Source organism: Methylobacterium sp. WL116 (assembly GCF_008039455.1).
GTDB lineage: Bacteria > Pseudomonadota > Alphaproteobacteria > Rhizobiales > Beijerinckiaceae > Methylobacterium.
Genome location: NZ_VRUV01000001.1, coordinates 18,120 through 34,710 on the forward strand (window position 1 = coordinate 18,120; position 16,591 = coordinate 34,710).

At 67.8% G+C, this 16,591-nt stretch carries 17 protein-coding genes and 2 pseudogenes; 7 read left to right on the top strand and 12 right to left on the bottom strand.

The window, feature by feature from the left end:
• Positions 1 to 18 precede the first annotated feature (18 nt).
• From FV223_RS00105 to FV223_RS00115, 3 genes are all read left to right on the top strand, one after another.
• Positions 19 to 882 carry a metallophosphoesterase gene (locus tag FV223_RS00105; protein ID WP_244498701.1) on the top strand — a complete coding sequence of 288 codons (864 nt, stop codon included), beginning with the start codon at positions 19 to 21 and terminating at the stop codon, positions 880 to 882.
• A gap of 53 nt (positions 883 to 935) precedes the next feature.
• Positions 936 to 1,742: a 3'-5' exonuclease gene (locus FV223_RS00110; protein ID WP_058191659.1), complete on the top strand. Its 807-nt coding sequence runs from the start codon at positions 936 to 938 to the stop codon at positions 1,740 to 1,742.
• Between the two features lie 214 nt (positions 1,743 to 1,956).
• A complete protein-coding gene (locus tag FV223_RS00115; protein WP_058191660.1) occupies positions 1,957 to 2,502 on the top strand; it encodes a metallophosphoesterase in 546 nt (181 codons plus the stop codon).
• 56 nt (positions 2,503 to 2,558) lie between these two features.
• Here FV223_RS00115 and FV223_RS00120 read toward each other — a convergent pair whose 3' ends face one another.
• The 3 genes and pseudogenes from FV223_RS00120 to FV223_RS00125 all read right to left on the bottom strand — a co-directional run bounded on the left by FV223_RS00120 (position 2,559) and on the right by FV223_RS00125 (position 6,152).
• Positions 2,559 to 3,260: a hypothetical protein gene (locus tag FV223_RS00120; protein ID WP_058191661.1), complete on the bottom strand. Its 702-nt coding sequence runs from the start codon at positions 3,258 to 3,260 to the stop codon at positions 2,559 to 2,561.
• A gap of 213 nt (positions 3,261 to 3,473) precedes the next feature.
• Positions 3,474 to 3,626, bottom strand: a complete 153-nt coding sequence (locus FV223_RS29930) for a hypothetical protein (protein ID WP_160329318.1) — start codon at positions 3,624 to 3,626, stop codon at positions 3,474 to 3,476.
• A gap of 138 nt (positions 3,627 to 3,764) precedes the next feature.
• Positions 3,765 to 6,152 (bottom strand): annotated as a pseudogene (locus FV223_RS00125) (heavy metal translocating P-type ATPase).
• 76 nt (positions 6,153 to 6,228) lie between these two features.
• Between FV223_RS00125 and cueR the strand changes: the two are divergent.
• Complete coding sequence (gene cueR / locus FV223_RS00130; protein WP_147724555.1) at positions 6,229 to 6,702, top strand: Cu(I)-responsive transcriptional regulator; 474 nt, start codon at positions 6,229 to 6,231, stop codon at positions 6,700 to 6,702.
• 72 nt (positions 6,703 to 6,774) lie between these two features.
• Here the strand turns inward: cueR and FV223_RS00135 are convergent, their stop codons facing one another.
• From FV223_RS00135 to FV223_RS00150, 4 genes are all read right to left on the bottom strand, one after another.
• Entirely contained in the window at positions 6,775 to 7,509 is a 735-nt protein-coding gene (locus FV223_RS00135) for a DUF4396 domain-containing protein (protein WP_147724557.1), read from the bottom strand.
• 96 nt (positions 7,510 to 7,605) lie between these two features.
• Entirely contained in the window at positions 7,606 to 8,439 is an 834-nt protein-coding gene (locus FV223_RS00140; protein WP_147724559.1) for a hypothetical protein, read from the bottom strand.
• A gap of 11 nt (positions 8,440 to 8,450) precedes the next feature.
• A complete protein-coding gene (locus tag FV223_RS00145) occupies positions 8,451 to 9,797 on the bottom strand; it encodes a hypothetical protein (RefSeq protein WP_147724561.1) in 1,347 nt (448 codons plus the stop codon).
• Positions 9,798 to 9,951: 154 nt separating this feature from the next.
• Positions 9,952 to 10,254, bottom strand: a complete 303-nt coding sequence (locus FV223_RS00150; RefSeq protein WP_058191666.1) for a metal-sensitive transcriptional regulator — start codon at positions 10,252 to 10,254, stop codon at positions 9,952 to 9,954.
• Positions 10,255 to 10,420: 166 nt separating this feature from the next.
• Here FV223_RS00150 and FV223_RS00155 point away from each other — a divergent pair, with 166 nt between their 5' ends.
• Positions 10,421 to 10,753: a four-helix bundle copper-binding protein gene (locus tag FV223_RS00155; RefSeq protein ID WP_147724696.1), complete on the top strand. Its 333-nt coding sequence runs from the start codon at positions 10,421 to 10,423 to the stop codon at positions 10,751 to 10,753.
• Positions 10,754 to 10,993: 240 nt separating this feature from the next.
• Here the strand turns inward: FV223_RS00155 and FV223_RS00160 are convergent, their stop codons facing one another.
• From FV223_RS00160 to FV223_RS00175, 4 genes are all read right to left on the bottom strand, one after another.
• Positions 10,994 to 11,860: a hypothetical protein gene (locus FV223_RS00160; protein ID WP_147724563.1), complete on the bottom strand. Its 867-nt coding sequence runs from the start codon at positions 11,858 to 11,860 to the stop codon at positions 10,994 to 10,996.
• Between the two features lie 172 nt (positions 11,861 to 12,032).
• Entirely contained in the window at positions 12,033 to 12,221 is a 189-nt protein-coding gene (locus tag FV223_RS00165; RefSeq protein ID WP_147724565.1) for a hypothetical protein, read from the bottom strand.
• Between the two features lie 319 nt (positions 12,222 to 12,540).
• Positions 12,541 to 13,335, bottom strand: a complete 795-nt coding sequence (locus FV223_RS00170) for a copper resistance protein B (protein ID WP_147724566.1) — start codon at positions 13,333 to 13,335, stop codon at positions 12,541 to 12,543.
• Positions 13,335 to 15,134, bottom strand: a complete 1,800-nt coding sequence (locus FV223_RS00175; RefSeq protein ID WP_147724568.1) for a copper resistance system multicopper oxidase — start codon at positions 15,132 to 15,134, stop codon at positions 13,335 to 13,337. The genes FV223_RS00170 and FV223_RS00175 overlap by 1 nt, the downstream gene beginning before the upstream one ends.
• 539 nt (positions 15,135 to 15,673) lie before the next feature.
• On the opposite strand from FV223_RS00175, the gene FV223_RS32515 reads away from it, so the two are divergent.
• Positions 15,674 to 15,829: a transposase gene (locus tag FV223_RS32515; RefSeq protein ID WP_147724570.1), complete on the top strand. Its 156-nt coding sequence runs from the start codon at positions 15,674 to 15,676 to the stop codon at positions 15,827 to 15,829.
• A 199-nt stretch (positions 15,830 to 16,028) separates the two neighbouring features.
• Positions 16,029 to 16,309 (top strand): annotated as a pseudogene (locus FV223_RS31390) (hypothetical protein); the annotation flags it as partial.
• Positions 16,310 to 16,332: 23 nt separating this feature from the next.
• On the opposite strand, the gene FV223_RS00185 reads toward FV223_RS31390, so the two are convergent.
• Positions 16,333 to 16,554, bottom strand: coding sequence for a hypothetical protein (locus tag FV223_RS00185; protein ID WP_147724572.1), 222 nt, complete (start codon positions 16,552 to 16,554; stop codon positions 16,333 to 16,335).
• Positions 16,555 to 16,591 lie beyond the last annotated feature (37 nt).

Sequence of the window (16,591 nt, forward strand, 5' to 3'; positions counted from 1 at the left end):
GTCGGTGCGGCCGGGGGCATGCGGCTATGGATCCTCTCGGACCTCGCGGTCGGCCGGGACGACGACGGCTTCGTCCTTCCGGACCCGCTCCCGCGCTTCGACGCGATGCTGGTCGCCGGCAACGTCGCCGACGACCTCGCCGCATCGCTCGAATGGCTCGCCGCGGCGCTCCACGACCGGCTGAGGGGCCGCCCCGTAATCCTGGTCCCGGGGACCCGCGACTATCGGAGCGAGCTTCCCCCTTCGGAGACCCTGCGGCGCGCCCGGGAAAAGGGAAGCGGCCTCGGCATCGTGGTCCTCGCGGACGAGGCGATCCGGTTGCCCGACGGACGGGGTGCCGCGGTCCACGTGATCGGGGCCACCTTGTGGACGGATTGGTCGTTGAACGGCGCGGTCCATGCCCAGGCGGCGCGCGGATACGCGCGCCATGGCTGGACCGGCGCCTGCGGCCTCCTGGCCGAGGACGGCCGGCCCTGGGGACCGCACGACGCGGCCGGCGCTCATGCCCGATCCCGCGCCTTCATCGAGGATGCGCTCGGCAACGCCGTGTGCCAGCGCCTCGGCTTCGGCACGTCGCCCACGGCCCTGGTGAGCGGGGTCGGACCCGGCGACCGCGTGGTAGTCATGACGCACCACGCCCCGTCCCCGTTCTCGCTGCCTCCCGATTGGGAGGGGTGGTACGGCGATCCCTGGCTGGCGGCTTCCTACGCCACCGACCTGGAGGACGTCATGGACGCCTGGGGCGCACCGGCCCTCTGGGTCCATGGCTGTGTCCCCGCCGCCGTCGACTTCCGCCTCGGGAAGACCCGCGTCGTCGCCAATCCGCGGCCACGCGACGATCGCGGCAAAGCCTTCGATCCAACCCTCGTCGTCGAGGTCTGACGCCGGGGCCGCCCCCTTGACCACGTTCCCTCACGCTGAAGCACGGTGATTCGATGCGCCATGAGACCATGCTCTGCCTCGACGTCGAGACGATCCCGGATCCCGATCTCATCCCCGCGGACTGGCCGCCCGAGAAGTTCGTCCCGAAGGCGATCTGGCACAAGGTCGTCGCGGTATCCTTCGTCGAGGCGTCGATCCTGCCGGGTTCGGCCGGCGGGGAACGCTACGAGGTCCGCTGCTGCCGCAGCGGCGGCGAGGCAGGCTGGGACGAACGCCGCCTTCTCCAGGCCTTCTGGGCGTACTTCGCGTCCCTGCGTCCGAGGGTCGTGAGCTGGAACGGGCGCAGTTTCGATCTGCCGGTCCTGCGCCTGCGCGCGATGATGTACGGCATCGCCGCCGACGCTTGGTTCACCGCGGGCGACCGCTGGAACGGCTACGTCTACCGGTACGCCGCCGACTGGCACTGCGACCTGATGGAGCAGATCTCGGACCATGGCGCCGCGACGAAGCTCGGCATGCAGGACGTCGCGGTCGCCATGGGCCTGCCCGGCAAGCTCGGCGGACACGGCTCGGAGGTGGCCGCGATGGTCCAGCGCGGCGAGTTGGGCGCCGTCCGCGCGTACTGTGAAATCGACGTCGTCAATCTTTTCGCCCTTTACGTCCGCTGGGCGCTGCTGACCGGCAAGACGGACGCCGCTGGCCACAACGCGTCGATGGACAGCCTCGCGGCCTGCCTCGAAGCCGGACGCGCCGAGCGTCGGCACTTCGGCGAGTTCCTCGATCTCTGGCGGCGCTCTGGACGCCCGATGCCGTCGACGGTGCCGGTCGCCCGGTGCAGGACCGAGGCGGCCGTCGCTTAGGCGCCCTGGCCGGCCTTCGCTCGTACGGATGGCGGCCGTTGGAAGATCCAACCCGAGGCTTGGTTCCCCCGGGGACCCTGTTTCGACCACGGCCACACCGTCCGCCTCCGCCGTCGGGTCCCTTCGTGACGGTGCGGTCGCGCACGCCCGATTCCCGGACCTGACCAGGAGGATCGCGCCCCGCGCCCGCCTCCGCTCTCGCGAAAGGTGCAAGATGCCCCGGATCCACTTCACCGCGGACAGCCATTTCGGGCACGCCGGCATCCTTTCCCCGCGAATGCATGCGCCACGCCCGTTCGCCTCAATCGAGGAGCACGACGAGACCCTCGTCGCCTCCTGGAACGCCGTCGTCGGGGCCGAGGACACGGTCTGGCACCTCGGCGACTTCGCGTATCGGTGCAACGAGGCGCACGCCGCGCGGATCTTCGCCCGCCTCAAGGGCCGCAAGTTCCTGGTCCGTGGCAACCACGAGAAGCTCGGGGCCCGGCTCCCATGGGACGCTGACGTCGTCGACGTCGCCAGGGTCCAGGTCCCGCTTCCCGAAGGCGGGACGCAGGGGATCTGGCTCAGCCATTACGCCCACCGGACCTGGCCCCACCTCCATCGAGGCGACATCCATCTCTACGGCCACTCGCACGGCAGCCTGCCTGGGACGGCGGCCAGCACCGACGTCGGCGTCGATTGCTGGGACTGGCAGCCCGTGACGCTAGAACGCATTCTTCATCGCCTTTCCAATGCCGGCAGTGACGGTGCGTCGTGAGTTTGCGCAGCGCCCGCCTTGCACCTGGACGAAATCGGACATCGGAATTGAGAGGCTCACGACAGCGCGCGGACGGCGGTGGCGAAAGCGCATGATTTGGCCCTGTCGGGCAGGCCATCCGTGCACACGGAGGTGTGCGCGTCGAAGCCGGCGGGCCGACATGTCCGCCAAAGGTCGGCAACGTTGCCAGGGGTGAATCCCCCTGCTGCCACGACCGGCTTCGAAACGGCATCGACGACGGCTCGAAGAGCGGGCCAGTCGCTCGTTCGGCCCGAGCACCCGAACCTGTCGGGTGTGTCCGCCTCGGTGATGGTGTCTGTCGTGAACCAATCGGCTACGGCTGCGTAGCGCCTCGCTTCCTCGACGGGGTCGTATGTCGTGAGCGAATTCCGCGCGACCGGTATGCCGACGGGGACCATGACCCCTCCGACCAGTCCGGACGCCTTGACCGCCATCAGCGTGCCGACGTCGCGTTCCGCGCTCGCCATGAAGATGTCCGGGCGCAGGGCGTCGAGCAAGGCCATCATGCGCGCCGCGTCCGTGCTGGGATGCAACAGGAACACTGAAATTATGCCGAGGCTCGACAGCCTCCTGGTCATGGCGGCGCCGGCCTCGGCTGCGCGCGAGAGGTCATCGTGCGAAGCCTTGGCGAGGTTGACCTTCCAACCGACATGGTCCGGCTCGGCATGCAGGAAGCCGTCCAGGTTCGAGGGTGCCAGCTTCTTGCAGTAGAGCTGAACCAGCGGCGATCCGGTCAACGCCTTCCCGTCGGTTCGGGAGCGCGCGCCGGCATCCCAGGGGCGGGCGATGGGGTAAGCCGGCTTCCGAGCTCATAGCCGACCACGTAGTCGCGGTCGCTCGAAAGGCGCGGCGTCCCGCGCCTGCCGTCGTCTATGCCTTGTCCCCGCCTGGAGCTGGGGCTGGAGGCAGCGAAGGCCTGCGAAAGCTGCTGGTGCCTGGTCATTTCGCTCTCAGAATCCCTCACGGTCGAAGATCGTCGCGAATCCGTTGTTGTGCAGGTAGCGTAGCACGCGGCTCCGGGCCGTATCGAAAACGCCGACCGGGCTTTCGTAGTCCTTGCGCGAGTAACTCCTGGCGTAGGGCGTCTCGTGCAGGAAGCCCATCAGGCCGGCGTTAAGATAGGGCGTAGCGTTCGTCCGATCCGGGTCCCGACGCCCCGAAGCCGAACGGCAGGTCGAGGCGGAACGCGGTGAAACCGTTCCGCCTCGACGATCCAGGCGCAACCCTGGAAACGGCGTTCCCTAAAGGCGCACAGCACGCAGTCGCAGCGCATTCCCAATCACGCTGACGGAAGACAGCGACATCGCCGCCGCGGCGATGATGGGCGATAGCAGCAGGCCGAAGGTCGGGTAGAGCACCCCGGCGGCAATCGGGATGCCGGCGGCGTTGTAAGCGAAGGCGAAGAACAGGTTCTGCCGGATGTTGCCCAACACGGCGCGCGAAAGCCGACGGGCCCGCACGATCCCCGTCAGGTCCCCTTTTAGAAGCGTGATCCCGGCGCTCTCGATGGCGACGTCCGTACCGGTCCCCATGGCGATGCCGACATCCGCCGAGGCCAGGGCGGGCGCGTCGTTGACCCCGTCACCGGCCATGGCGACGACCTGACCCGCCGACTTGTGGCGCTAGACCACCGCCGCCTTCCGGTCGGGCAGCACGTCGGCCTCGACCTCGTCGATCCCGAGCTGCCGGGCGACGGCCTCGGCGGTGGTGCGGTTGTCGCCGGTCAGCATGACCACGCGGATGCCCTCCGCCTTGAGGCCGGCCAGGGCCTCGGCGGTGGTCGCCTTCACCGGGTCCGCGATGGCGATGACGCCGGCCACCCGCCCGTCGATGGCGGCGAAGATCGCCGTGGCCCCGTCCCGGCGCAGCTCGTCCGCCACGGCATCGAGATCCGCCGTCTCGACCTTCTCCCCGGCGAGGAAGTTTGCGTTGCCGAGCAGGATGCGGCGTCCCTCGACGGTCCCGAGGGCGCCCTTGCCGGTGGGGGAGTTGAACTCCGACACCGCAGGAATCGTGATTTTCCGTTTTTCCGCCGCCGCTACGATGGCGACCGCCAGCGGATGCTCGCTCGACCGTTCGACGCCGGCCGACAGCCCCAAGATCTCCTCCTCCGAAAAGCCGTCTGCCGGGACGATCCGAGTCACCGTCGGTTTGCCCTCGGTGAGGGTGCCGGTCTTGTCCACGACGAGGGTCGTGACCCTCTCCATGCGCTCCAGGGCCTCGGCGCTCTTGATCAGGACGCCAACCCCGGCGCCGCGACCGACACCGACCATGATCGACATCGGCGTGGCCAGCCCCAGGGCGCAGGGACAGGCGATGATGAGGACTGCGACCGCGGCGACAAGTGCGTAGGTGAACCGGGGCTCCGGCCCGAACGCCATCCAGGCCGCGAAGGCGAGGACCGCGACCCCGATGACGACGGGGACGAACCAGGCCGCGACTTGGTCGGCGAGGCGCTGGATCGGGGCTCGGCTGCGCTGGGCCTCGGCCACCATCTGGACGATGCGGGCGAGCATGGTGTCCCGCCCGACCTTGCGAGCCTCGATCACGAGCGCCCCGGACTGGTTGATGCTGCCGCCGACGACGGTCGCGCCGGCCTCCTTGGTCACCGGCATCGACTCCCCCGTTATCAGGGACTCATCGACCGAACTCCGGCCCTCGACAACGGCCCCGTCGACCGGCACCTTCTCGCCGGGACGCACGCGCAGGCGGTCTCCCACAACGATGTCCTCAAGCCGGACCTCCTCGTCGGTCCCATTGGCCTTGAGCCGGCGCGCGGCCTTCGGCGTTAGGTCGAGGAGCGCCCGCAACGCGCCGCCTGTGCTCTCGCGAGCTCGGAGTTCCAGCACCTGCCCGAGGAGGACGAGCACCGTGATGACGGCGGCCGCCTCGAAGTAAGCGGGCACGGCCCCGCCATGGCCGCGCAGGGCTTCCGGGAACAGGCTCGGCGCCAGGGTGGCCACCACGGAGTAGGCCCAGGCCACACCGGTGCCGAGCGCGACCAGCGTGAACATGTTGAGCGACCGCAGGACCACCGATTGGTAGCCACGCACGAAGAACGGCCACCCGGCCCAGAGCACCACGGGGGTGGCCAGGGCGAACTGGATCCAGTTGGAGTTCTGCTGGCCGATCCTCTCGGTCAGGCCGGTGAGGTGCCCGCCCATCTCCAGGACGAACACCGGCAGCGTCAGGACCAGCCCGGCCCAGAACCGTCGGCTCATGTCGACGAGTTCCTCGTTGGGGCCGTCGTCCAGACTCACCGTCTCCGGTTCAAGGGCCATGCCGCAGATCGGACAGGATCCCGGGCCGACCTGTCGGATCTGCGGGTGCATCGGGCAGGTGTAGGTCGTCCCCTCGGGGACGGGCTCGGCCTTCGTCGCCGCACTCGCCGGATCGATGTAGCGGGCAGGCTCCGCCTCGAACTTGGTTCGGCAGCCGTTCGAGCAGAAGTAGTACGGGCGACCGCTATGCTCCGCACGGTGTTTGGCCGTATGTGGGTCGACCGCCATGCCGCAGACAGGATCCTTGACCGTCCCAATGCCGGATGCCGGCTCGGCGTGATGGCCATGCGCGTGGCCGTGCCCGGCATGGTCGTTCACGGGGACTTTCGGTGCGGTGCCGTGAGCCATTTTCCTGTTTCCATCCGTCGGTGTTGCCTATCGGTGTGGGGCTTCCCACTATGGGAAGGTCAACACGGGGATCGCCATGAACATCGGGCAGGCAGCGGAGGCGTCGGGCGTCTCGGCCAAGATGATCCGGCACTACGAGAGCATCGGCCTCGTGCCTCGGGCCGACCGTCAGGACAGCGGCTACCGTGATTACGGCCCGGAGGACGTCCACCGGCTCGGCTTCGTCCGCCGGTCGCGGGACTTGGGCTTTTCCCTCGAACGCATCCGGGTGCTCTTGGGGCTGTGGGGTGACCCCGGCCGCACTAGCGCCGAGGTGAAGGCCCTGGCCTTGACCCACATCAAGGATCTCGAAGAAAAGGCCCGCCACCTTCAGGAGATGGCGACCGTCCTGCGTGGTCTCAGCCTCGCCTGCGACGGAGACGAACGACCCGACTGCCCCATCATCGCCAGCCTGGAGACCGCCCAGAAGGTGCCGACCGGACAGGTCGGTCACAACTCCTTGCTGAAGGCGCCGATGCGCAAGCGACGGGCACGGACCTCAGGTGCATAGGGTGGGCTGCGCTTCGGGACGACCCATCCCACGCGCTGAAGCCTGCAAGAAACCCGGAGCGGTTCATCCCGGCTACATCCGCTCCTTGATGCCGGCATTGATGAGCCACCAATTCACCGGGTAGCTCGTGACGAAGCCGGCCATCATCGCGATCTGCATCATGAACCAGAACTCGGTCGAGTTCACTGGTGCTTGTCGACCGCCCAGGTTGGGCAATAGCTCGAACTGCGCCCACGCCATGAACCCATACATGCCGACCTGCCAAGCGATGAGGGAGAGCGTGTCGGCCTTGATCGCCGCGACCAGTCCGGCCCCCGGCGACAGGCCCCGCATCGGCGCAATGGCGTAATACTGGAACACGATCCCGAGGGCGTAGGCGAATATGAAATCGAGCACCCAGACCGCATAGATCTTCTCGTCGAAGAGCGAGTGCCAGCCGAACCAGACGGCCACGGCCGGGACCAGGAAGGCAAGCCCCTCGGCGGCGACGTCACCCAGCATGCAGCCGCTGCCGCAATGGAGCGCTCCCGTGCCGACCATCACGGGGTATGGGGTCCGCACCTTGCTCGGCATGTCCTCGCCCCGTGCCTCGGCTCGGTGCACCGACTCCATCGAGGCGAGGCGGCCATAGCGAAAGTAGGCCCAGGTCACGCCGAGCGTGCCGAACAACGCACATACCGGCCAGACGACGTTCATCACCGCCATGTGCTGGGGCCGCCTGATCACGTCGATGGAGACGACGAGGGAGCAGGTGGCCCCAAGGAGGAGTGCGAGGATGGAAAGCGTGTGAAGCCAGGTCGGGAACATGCGATGCCTTAAAAGGAATTGAGGCGAAACATACCCTGTAGGGGTAAGGTTCCCTGCAATTCGACATGGCTTCCCTAGGGTGGCGACGGCACCCGGCTACCGCGGCGGATCGAAGGAATACGGGAAGCTCAACGAGTGTTGGAGACCCGCGGTGACCCGGAAGTCCTGCCGTCGATCTCCGCCGAAACCGACGCCGACGGCCCCGACCAGCACGGTCTGCGGGGTCACGATGTAGCGCGCGCCGATCTCCGCCAGGTTCACCGCCCGGCCCCGCTCGCGGTCGGTCTCGCGGTAGATGTCGGCGACCAGAACCACGCTGTTCGATACCGGTTGGCTGTAGGCGACGCCGACCCGGTAGCGGTCGCGCCGCTCGGCCTCGCGGCCGGTTGTCGGATCGTAGTTGTGGAACCACGAGGCGTTGAAGTGGACCTGCCGCGGGACGTAAGAGTACGGCGACAATCCCTCGGGGTCCGGCGTGCCGACGCTTTTCGTGGCCAGGAACTTCAGTTCGGTCTCGGTGCCGCCGGCGCGCATCCCGTAGGGCGTGTTCACCCCGAGGGCCAACGCCATCGCCGGCAGGAGCAGCCCTTCCTGGTTGAAGTTGTAGAAGCCCTGCGCCCGGAACTCACCCTGGTCGGTGTCGCTCGCCGTGCCGACCCGGTAGGGTGCCTCGACCGAAAGCTGGAAGTTCTTGAAGGCTCCCCATTCGAGACGGGGCACCGCCATCAGGCTGCTGACGCCCCGCGGGTCGCGACGCGCGCGGTCGTACTGGAAGTAGGACTGAACTTCGAGGCCGTTCTCCTTGATCGGATAGGCGTCCTCGATGGTGATGGGCAGCCCCTCCTCCAGGTTGGAGTGGTCGGCAGCCCGAGCGGGGATGGCGGACAGGGCGAGGAGGGCCGCGAGAGCGGTGAGAGCGTGCTTTGACATGGCGGGTCCCCTCAGCGGACGGCGACGCGGGCCGGGCCGAGGCTCGGCTCGACGGTCATGTCGATGGGCGCCACGTCCGGGATACGCGCGGCCTTGGCCTTCCAGGCGGAGAGCATGTGCTCGACCATCATGGTCGGGGTCTCGCCGGGTTCAACCGCACCGGGCATCATCCGCATGCCGGGGGCGACCCGCATGAATGCATCGTTGAGCGAACCGGGAATCTCCCCGGGTTCGATGCCGAGCCGGCCGTTCTTCATCAACTGCTGCATGATGGCGGCGTGGGCCGCCTTCGAGAGACCGCCGGGGTACATCATGGGCAACATCTCCATGAGCATGTCCATCATGATCATGCCCATGGCGCCCTGGGGCGAGCGCACCCACGCCGGATAGGTCCTCGGATCGAAGTCGGGATGGGGCTCCCGGAACCTGCGCGTGTAGGCCTCGTCGCCGGGCTGGTAACCCATGGCCTCGATGACCCGGTACATCTCGGCCCGCTTCTCTTCGACGGACCAGCCGGGATAGGCAAGGATCGAATAGGCGATGCCATGGAGCATGTGCAGGTTGTCGAAGATGTTCGCGCTCTCCGGACTCATCCGGGAATAGCGGGGCATGATCTCGCGCGAGAGCAGCATCCGGCCCGGCCGGCCCGGCAGGACCTCGCGGTACATCAGGTCGATGGTCTGGGCCATGGCGGCCTCCTGGTCGCGGTTGCCCGAGATCATCTGCGTCTCGTAGGCCGCCGGGTGCCACCAGTGGGCGACGTAGAACAGGCTCTGGTCGAGCGGATAGAAGTTCCGGAAGTAGTTGAAGTAGGGCTTCATCATGATGCCCGCACGCCGCATCGTCACCTCAAGCGGCGCGACGCTGCGGGGCACGCCCGGCGTCTGCATGGTGAGGTAGTATTTGACCGCGCGGTCGGTCCAGGCCTTCTTCTCGACCCACGGGATCTCGCGGAACGCCATCACGTCGTAGGTCTGCTCGTGATGCATGTGCGTCCAGTCGATGGTCCGGAACAGCGTGTGCATCGCCCGGTCGACGTAGGACGAGTAATACGGCATCTCAGGCTCGATGGCCGGCGGATCGCGCAGCCATTCCTGCGCCTCCTTGTCGAAGCGGGCGTCGACCGCGGCGTGGTCCTCGAAGCGGGTGAGCTGCAGCAGGTCATGCTGCTTCGAGTGGAAGAAGTGCATCCCGGCGCCAATGCGGTAGGCCTTGTTGAGCCGGTAGTAGAAGGCGAGGTTGTAGGGCCCCTTCAGGAAACTGACCTCGTTCCTCTGCTCGAACGGCAGCGCCCGCGCCGTTCCGCCTACCAGCGTCGCCGCGCCTGCCAGGAAAGACCTTCGCGAGAAATCGACCATGTCCGCCTCCTGGATACCCCTTATGGGTACCCTGCGGAATTCGCGGCGGTCAAAGGGGTATCGGGCGCTTGGTCACGCACCGCGCGTGATTGGTCGTCGGTGTTGCGGAACGGCGACAGGCAGGGATAGCCGCGGCCCTGGCGCGGCGGCCCCGTCAGACGACGCGCGCGATGAGGCTTCCGATCTCGTCGGCCAGCCGCTGGCGTTCCGCCTCGGGCAGGTCTCCGGTCAGCGATGCGGTGATCACGGCGTGCATATGGTCCCGGATCATGTCGGACTGGACGCGGCGCAGCGCCGCGATGACGGCATCGATCTGGTGGGCGACATCGACGCAGTAGCGCCCGGTCTCGATCATCTGCTGGAGACCGCGCACCTGACCTTCGATCCGGCGAAGCCTCGGGAGCTGGGATGCGTGATCGACCGGGATGCCCCCGTGTTCCGCGTCGGAGCCTGCCATTCTGTCGTGCACCTCTGGGGGGCCGCGGCGATGACCGCCTGAGCCCGGAACTATACCCCTGGCGGGTAGATTGCCCCACGGAACCTTCCGTGGCCTCCGCGAGGCCGCCGGGACGTTCCCCTTATAGTGAGGCTTCGACCAACCCCCAAGCGACAGGAGTATCATGATGCATCAGACCAGCCAGGACATGCAGTCTTGCGTCAACGAGTGCCTGCGGTGCTATCAGACCTGCCTCGGCATGGCCGCGAACCACTGCCTGGTGGCCGGCGGCAAGCACGTCGAGCCGGAGCATTTCCGGCTGATGATGGCCTGTGCCGAGGTCTGCCGGACATCGGCCCACGTCATGCTGGTCGGCGTCGCCGAGCACAGGCACGTCTGCCGGGCCTGTGCCGAGGTCTGCGAGGCGTGCGCGACGAGCTGCGAACGGGTCGGGGACATGCAGGATTGCGTCGACCGCTGCAGGACCTGTGCCGAGAGCTGCAGGAAGATGGCGGCGTGAAGCCCGTCCGGCGAGCCCCGTGAATCGGCAACCGACGAAGCGGGCGGCCGTCGGGCGGTTTGCGTCCGAGCTGCGGGACATCCGCCGGCCCGGCTCGGCGTTTCGGCTCGCCGGCCGGTCGGCAGGGGGGGCGCAAGTCGCAAGGTAGGCCGCGCCACGCCGCGGCTTGCGTGGACGTAACGCCCGAGCCGGCATCCGGGACGGTCCCGATGCACAGCCCCTGCACGGAGCCCGCACCCGTCATTGCCGCGAAGGCGGCAACCGGCGGCCCTGGATGCGGAAGAGCGCCACGGCGTGCTCCGCCCGGGACCACTGCGGCGTGCGGTGGTGGAGGGACACCTGCTGCGCGACGGGCGGCTGGCCGCCGCCGCGGTCGAAGAGGTCGAGCACCATCAGGACGCCGAAGGCGACGTTGGTGCCCGAGTAGGAGGCCGCCTGCAGGCCGAACTCGTCGAGCAGGCCGTCCGACGGTCGGTCCGCCAAGGTTCGCTTGAGTTCCGCGACCGTCTTCACCCAGCCCCTGGTGAACAGGATGTCGACGCGTCCCCCACCGAGGTCGCGCGCCTCCGCCTGGCACACGGCGGCGAGCGGCGATCCCATCAGGAAGTCGTGGAAGTCGTGCTGAAGGGTCCGCTCCAGGGGAGGCGTCACCCCCCGGTCGAACAGGTACCCGATGCGGGGAAGGGAGTTCGCCGACAGGTCGTGGCGCGAGACCGCGAAGAGCGTGGTGTACCAGAGGACGATGTCGAAGAAGTCGGCCGCGTCCCGGTGGCGCGCGTAATGCCCATTCCGAGCCATGCCGGCGGCGACCTCCTCGAAACGATCGGCCACGACCCGGGATACCGTCTCGTCGGTGAGCGCGAGGACGTTCGCCTGTATCCGCGCCAGGGCGCCCGAGCGGACGGGCTCCGGCACGCCGGCCCGTTCGAGCAGCGCGGCGACCGTCGGGCTCCCGGACGCCGCGTCATGAGGGCGGTGGACCGCGGCCCACTCGCGCGCCGCCGCGACCTCGGCCCTGAGCTGAGCGGCGTCGGCGATCCATGGCGAGCCCGCGTTCTCCAGGATCCAGCGGTCGAGGAAGTCGAGGGCGATCCTCTCCCTTCGCAAGGCACCGACGACGCGGGGCCGCAGGAATGTATCCAGGCCTCCACCGGCCGACCGCCTGACGATGCTTCGCGACGCGGCGTAGGCTCTGGAGGAGCTCGTCCTCGATCACCGCGGCCGCACTCAACGAGCCCTTGTGCGCGCCGGGTCGACGTCCGCTTCGGTAGGACGCGCGTCAGCGTCGTCGCGCGGTGTTGCCGGGTTGAGTCCGAAGGGAGCGCCGGAGTTGATCGCAGCGCGCGGCCAGAAGGGCTGCGGTGTCGTCTGGAGCAAGCTGGGTTGCACCGCGGTCAGCGGCGGAGCAGCGGTCGAGCATTTCGGCGAGCGTCTCCCCCTCGACCGCCCGGATGCCGTAGCCCTTCATACCAGGCTCCGAGACGACATCGGCGGAGACCGACCCGACGCCTGCCAGAAGCGCGAGCGCGGCGAGGAGCAAGCGAGAGGTATGTGGCAAGGTCGATCTCCACGGCTCGGGAACGAACATTATTGCGGCGGACGTGGCAGGGAGGCTCAGTTCCAGGCGGCTACCCTGCTTCCACGTACTTTTTCGGCAACTCGCCCCGGTCTCGGACGACTACGTCCGTGCAACGACGGAGCGACCCAGCGGTCGCTTGGAGCCTATCACCGCCGCGCGACGGCCGGCGGATACGATAGGCGTTAGCGGCCGGCCGGAAACCGGCTCATCAGTACCAGAGGCGCAGGCCCGCCAGTGCCCGCAGATCACCGCTGCCCTCGCCGGACCGGCGCCGGTAGTCAGCCGTTCCGCCCAGGAATTGCTGATAGGAGACGCCGACATACGGCGCGATTTCGCGGGTGAATTCGTAGCGCAGCCGCAGGCCCATATCGATGTCCGATACCCCCGAACCGAGCTCCCGGCCGCGGTCGGCCTTCGAGTAGGCGTTCATCTCGATCTGTGGCTGCAGGACCAGTCGCTGCGTCAGATAGAGGTCGTAGGAGGCGTTGCCCCGGAACGCGAAGCGGCCGTTGTCGCTGGCGTAGCCGGTCAGTTCGAGGTTCCAGAACCCGATGGCCAGCCCCTGGACGCCGAAGGCGGCCCAGGTGCGGTTGCGCAGGCTGTCGATGTCCGAGCGTACGCCGACCTGCATGTCGAAATAGGTCGAGATCGGCCGGGTGTAGAGGGCCTCGTGGTCGCCGTCCGAGAATCGGCCGCGATTGCCGGCGTTGTAGCGACCTTCCGATTTCAGCCACAGCTTGTTGTAGTCGTCGCCGATCCAGGCCTGCCCGTCGTAGCGGAAGTAGTTCCCGTCCCCGAAACGCCCCTCGAACTGGTTGAGAAAGGCGTGCGCGTAGAGCCGGTCGTCGAGGATCGGGTTGCCGTAGGGCGCAGCGCCCTGGAGCGTGTTCGCCCCAAGGTGCGTGCCGCCGTTGAGAAGTCCCGTCACGCTCTGCGCCGAGGCTCCGGCGGGTGCGAGGACGACGAGCGAGGCGAGGAGACAGAGGCGGGCGAGTGCGCGCATCACGCACCCCTCGGCAGGACGCGCAGGGTTCGAAACATGCCGGCCTCGAAATGATACAGGATGTGGCAGTGCAGCGGCCACTGTCCGGTCGCCACGGGTGTGACCAGCATCGACAGCTTCTCGGCCGGCGCGACGCTGACCGTGTGCAGGTAAGGCCGGTGCCGGCCGTGCCCGTTCTCCAGTTCCATCCACATGCCGTGCAGATGGATCGGATGGCTCATCATCGTTTGGTTGATCATCACGAGCCGGAACCGCTCGCCCACCGTCACGTCGATTGGACCGACCTCGGTGAACTTCTTGCCGTCGAACCCCCAGATCATCCGCTGCATGTTGCCGGTGAGCTTGAGCACGATCTCGCGGGTCGGCGGGCGGTCGTCCAGGCCGGGGTTGATCGAGCGCAGATCGGTGTAGGTGAGCACACGGCGGTTCAGCTGATTGAGCCCGTCGCCCGGGATGCGGGTGCGGTCAGTCAGCATCTTCGGCTTCATCTGCACCTCGACGCTGCGCTCGTCGAGCTCGACCCCGGGCGGGGGCTTCACCATGGGCTGGTGTCCGGCCAGACGCCGCTTGTCGGACACGATCTCGTGGGCGTGCTCGCCGAGGATGCCGCCGATGCGCGAGCCGTCGGGATGGGCCGCGCCGATCTGGTCGCGGCCCATCATGCCCTGCATGCCCATGTCGGTCATGGTCCGCAGCGGCCGCGGGTCGAAGGGCGGGATCTCGGCCTCCATCCCGTCGTGGGGCGCGAGCGTGCCGCGGGCGTAGCCTGAGCGGCCGAGGTCCTGGGCGAAGATGGTGTAGGCCCGCGCCTCGCGGGGATGCACGATCACGTCGTAGGTCTCGGCCACGCCGATGCGGAACTGGTCGACCGGTACCGGGACGACGTCGTTGCCGTGGACGTTGACCACGCTCATGGTCAGGCCGGGGATGCGCACGTCGTAATAGGTCGCCGCGGAGGCGTTGATGATGCGCAGGCGCACCCGCTCGCCTGGCCGGAACAGGGCGGTCCAGTTCGCCCCGGGCGGTTGCCCATTCATCAGGTAGGTATAGGTCTCGCCGGACGGCGCCTCCAGGCCTGAGGGGTCCATGCGGGACTCGGATTCGTGCCAGCGCTCCTTGACGGTGTCGGCCAGCCCGCTGCGCTCGGCGTCGGCGAAGAACGTCCCCACCGTGCGCTTGCCGAAATTGTAGTAGTCGGCCTGGTACTTGAGCTTGTTCTGGATGCGCTCGGGGTCTTCGTCGGTCCAGTCGCTCAGGAGCACCACATAGTCGCGGTCGGCCTGCACGAGGTCGCGACCGCGCGGCTCGATGATGAGTGCCCCGTAGACGCCCTTCTGCTCCTGGTAGCCCATGTGGCTGTGGTACCAGTAGGTGCCGCTCTGGAGCACCGGGAAGCGGTAGGTGAAGGTCTCGCCCGGCTGGATGCCGGGGAACTCCAGGCCGGGTACGCCGTCCATGTCGTTCGGCAGGATGATGCCGTGCCAGTGCATGCCCGTCACTTCGGGCATCTCGTTACGCACGTTGATCGTTACGACGTCGCCCTCGCGCCAGCGCAGCACCGGGCCGGGCACGCCGCCGTTGATGGTATTGGCCCAGGTGGACGTACCGGTCTTGTTGACCATCCCTCGGGCCACGGAGAGGTCGTAGGTCGCTGCGCGCGGCACGGTGGCCTCGCCGGGGCTCGTCAGCGCGAAGGCGGAGCGGCTGCGCGCCGCGAGACCCGCGACGGCGCAGGCGCCGAGACCGGAAATGAACCGGCGGCGGGTCGGTGCCGGACCGTTCCGCGAAAGCGATGCCACTACGGAATTCCCCAGGGGCCGCGGCGGGAGCCGGGCGGAAGGTCAAGGTCCCCTGAAAAGGCCGCCTTCCCACGTGGGAAGGTCAAGCCGCTGGCGTCTCCGTCGACGCACTTCCCAATGCGGTGTGATCGAGGGGCAACACCTCGATCCGTCGTACGGTTTCACGCGCCGACGGTGCAGTCGGTATCCTCCCCCTGCCTGATGCGGTGTGGGAATGTCCGTTCGGCGAGTGTGCAACGCATTCTCCTACCGGCGTGCGCGGCGCGACGGAGGCGGCGCCGTCGGTAATCGTCGACGCGCCTCGATGGCCCGTAGCCGCCGCAGCGCCCGGTCCTTGGTGGACGGGATGGTAGCGCCGTCCGACGTCGACCCGACTTCCGGGTGCCCATAACAGTGCACTGGCTGCTCCTCGGCTCACAGCGCTGGCTCATGCTCGATGCCGAGATCATGGGGCACGACCCTGCTCTCGATTCCTTGACGGACACCTGCGCACCGGGCCTGAAGGCGGCCTTCGGCATCGCGACCGGCACGGCGCCAAGATGCTGATCCCTGTCGGCGACAACCCCGAGCGGATCCGCTCGGAGGCGGCCTTTGCGAAACTGTGCGGGGTCTGCCCGGTCCCCGCCTCCAGCGGTATGACGAATCGGCATCGGCTGAACCGCGGCGGCAATCGCCAAGCCAATGCGGCCCGCTGACTTGTCGTCGACGTACGCCTGTGCCACCACCCGCCGACGCTCGCCTATCTCAGCAAGCGCCTCGCCGAGGGACTAACGAAACTCGACATCAAACGCTGCCTTAAACGGTTCGTCGCCCGCGACATCTACACCCATCTCTGCGGCCGTCATCGAGGCGTCGTAGAAAGCACTGCCCCCGCTTGACGGATATGGGAGCATCAACGCTCTCGCCGAAACGGTGATCGGCCTGTTCAATGCCGAGGTGATCAATCGGCCTGGGCCGTGGCTGCATTTCGAGGCCGTCGAGTTCGCAGCCATCGAAGGTGGCGCCTGGTTCAATCCCGCCGCCTGCTCGAACCGATAAGGAATATCCCTCCCTCCGAGGCCGAAGCGAACTATCATGCCCCGACCCAAGCGCAAGCAAGCTTTGGCAGCCGGACCCAAACCGAATGCCCTCCGGGAAACCCGGCGCGGTTCAATCTCCGAATTTGGCGAGGCTAGACCTTAAGGCTCGCGGACCGAATCTAGCCCTGGTCGCCGACCACGACGTCGGCGTAGCCGGACGCGACCGCTCCCGGATCGGACGGCCGGGCCAACGGAGCCATGCCGTCGGTACCGAGGACCGTGGCCGCGGTCAGTCCGGTCGATTGCACGTTCCGGTCGGGGGCATCGATCCAGAAGGCAGCGCCGACCAGAAAGGCCGTGCACACGGCCATTGCCGTCATGGTTGTGGTCAGGAACCTCATGACCAACTCAATGAACGGTCAAGATCGAATGTTCCCG

Bases quoted from the DNA above. Each gene is read 5' to 3' on its own strand.
- FV223_RS00105 (WP_244498701.1), top strand. From the start codon at position 19: ATGCGGCTATGGATCCTCTCGGACCTCGCGGTCGGCCGGGACGACGAC.
- FV223_RS00110 (WP_058191659.1), top strand. From the start codon at position 936: ATGCGCCATGAGACCATGCTCTGCCTCGACGTCGAGACGATCCCGGAT.
- FV223_RS00115 (WP_058191660.1), top strand. From the start codon at position 1,957: ATGCCCCGGATCCACTTCACCGCGGACAGCCATTTCGGGCACGCCGGC.
- FV223_RS29930 (WP_160329318.1), bottom strand. From the start codon at position 3,626: ATGGGCTTCCTGCACGAGACGCCCTACGCCAGGAGTTACTCGCGCAAG.
- cueR (WP_147724555.1), top strand. From the start codon at position 6,229: ATGAACATCGGGCAGGCAGCGGAGGCGTCGGGCGTCTCGGCCAAGATG.
- FV223_RS00135 (WP_147724557.1), bottom strand. From the start codon at position 7,509: ATGTTCCCGACCTGGCTTCACACGCTTTCCATCCTCGCACTCCTCCTT.
- FV223_RS00140 (WP_147724559.1), bottom strand. From the start codon at position 8,439: ATGTCAAAGCACGCTCTCACCGCTCTCGCGGCCCTCCTCGCCCTGTCC.
- FV223_RS00145 (WP_147724561.1), bottom strand. From the start codon at position 9,797: ATGGTCGATTTCTCGCGAAGGTCTTTCCTGGCAGGCGCGGCGACGCTG.
- FV223_RS00150 (WP_058191666.1), bottom strand. From the start codon at position 10,254: ATGGCAGGCTCCGACGCGGAACACGGGGGCATCCCGGTCGATCACGCA.
- FV223_RS00155 (WP_147724696.1), top strand. From the start codon at position 10,421: ATGCATCAGACCAGCCAGGACATGCAGTCTTGCGTCAACGAGTGCCTG.
- FV223_RS00165 (WP_147724565.1), bottom strand. From the start codon at position 12,221: ATGAAGGGCTACGGCATCCGGGCGGTCGAGGGGGAGACGCTCGCCGAA.
- FV223_RS00170 (WP_147724566.1), bottom strand. From the start codon at position 13,335: ATGCGCGCACTCGCCCGCCTCTGTCTCCTCGCCTCGCTCGTCGTCCTC.
- FV223_RS32515 (WP_147724570.1), top strand. From the start codon at position 15,674: ATGCTGATCCCTGTCGGCGACAACCCCGAGCGGATCCGCTCGGAGGCG.
- FV223_RS00185 (WP_147724572.1), bottom strand. From the start codon at position 16,554: ATGAGGTTCCTGACCACAACCATGACGGCAATGGCCGTGTGCACGGCC.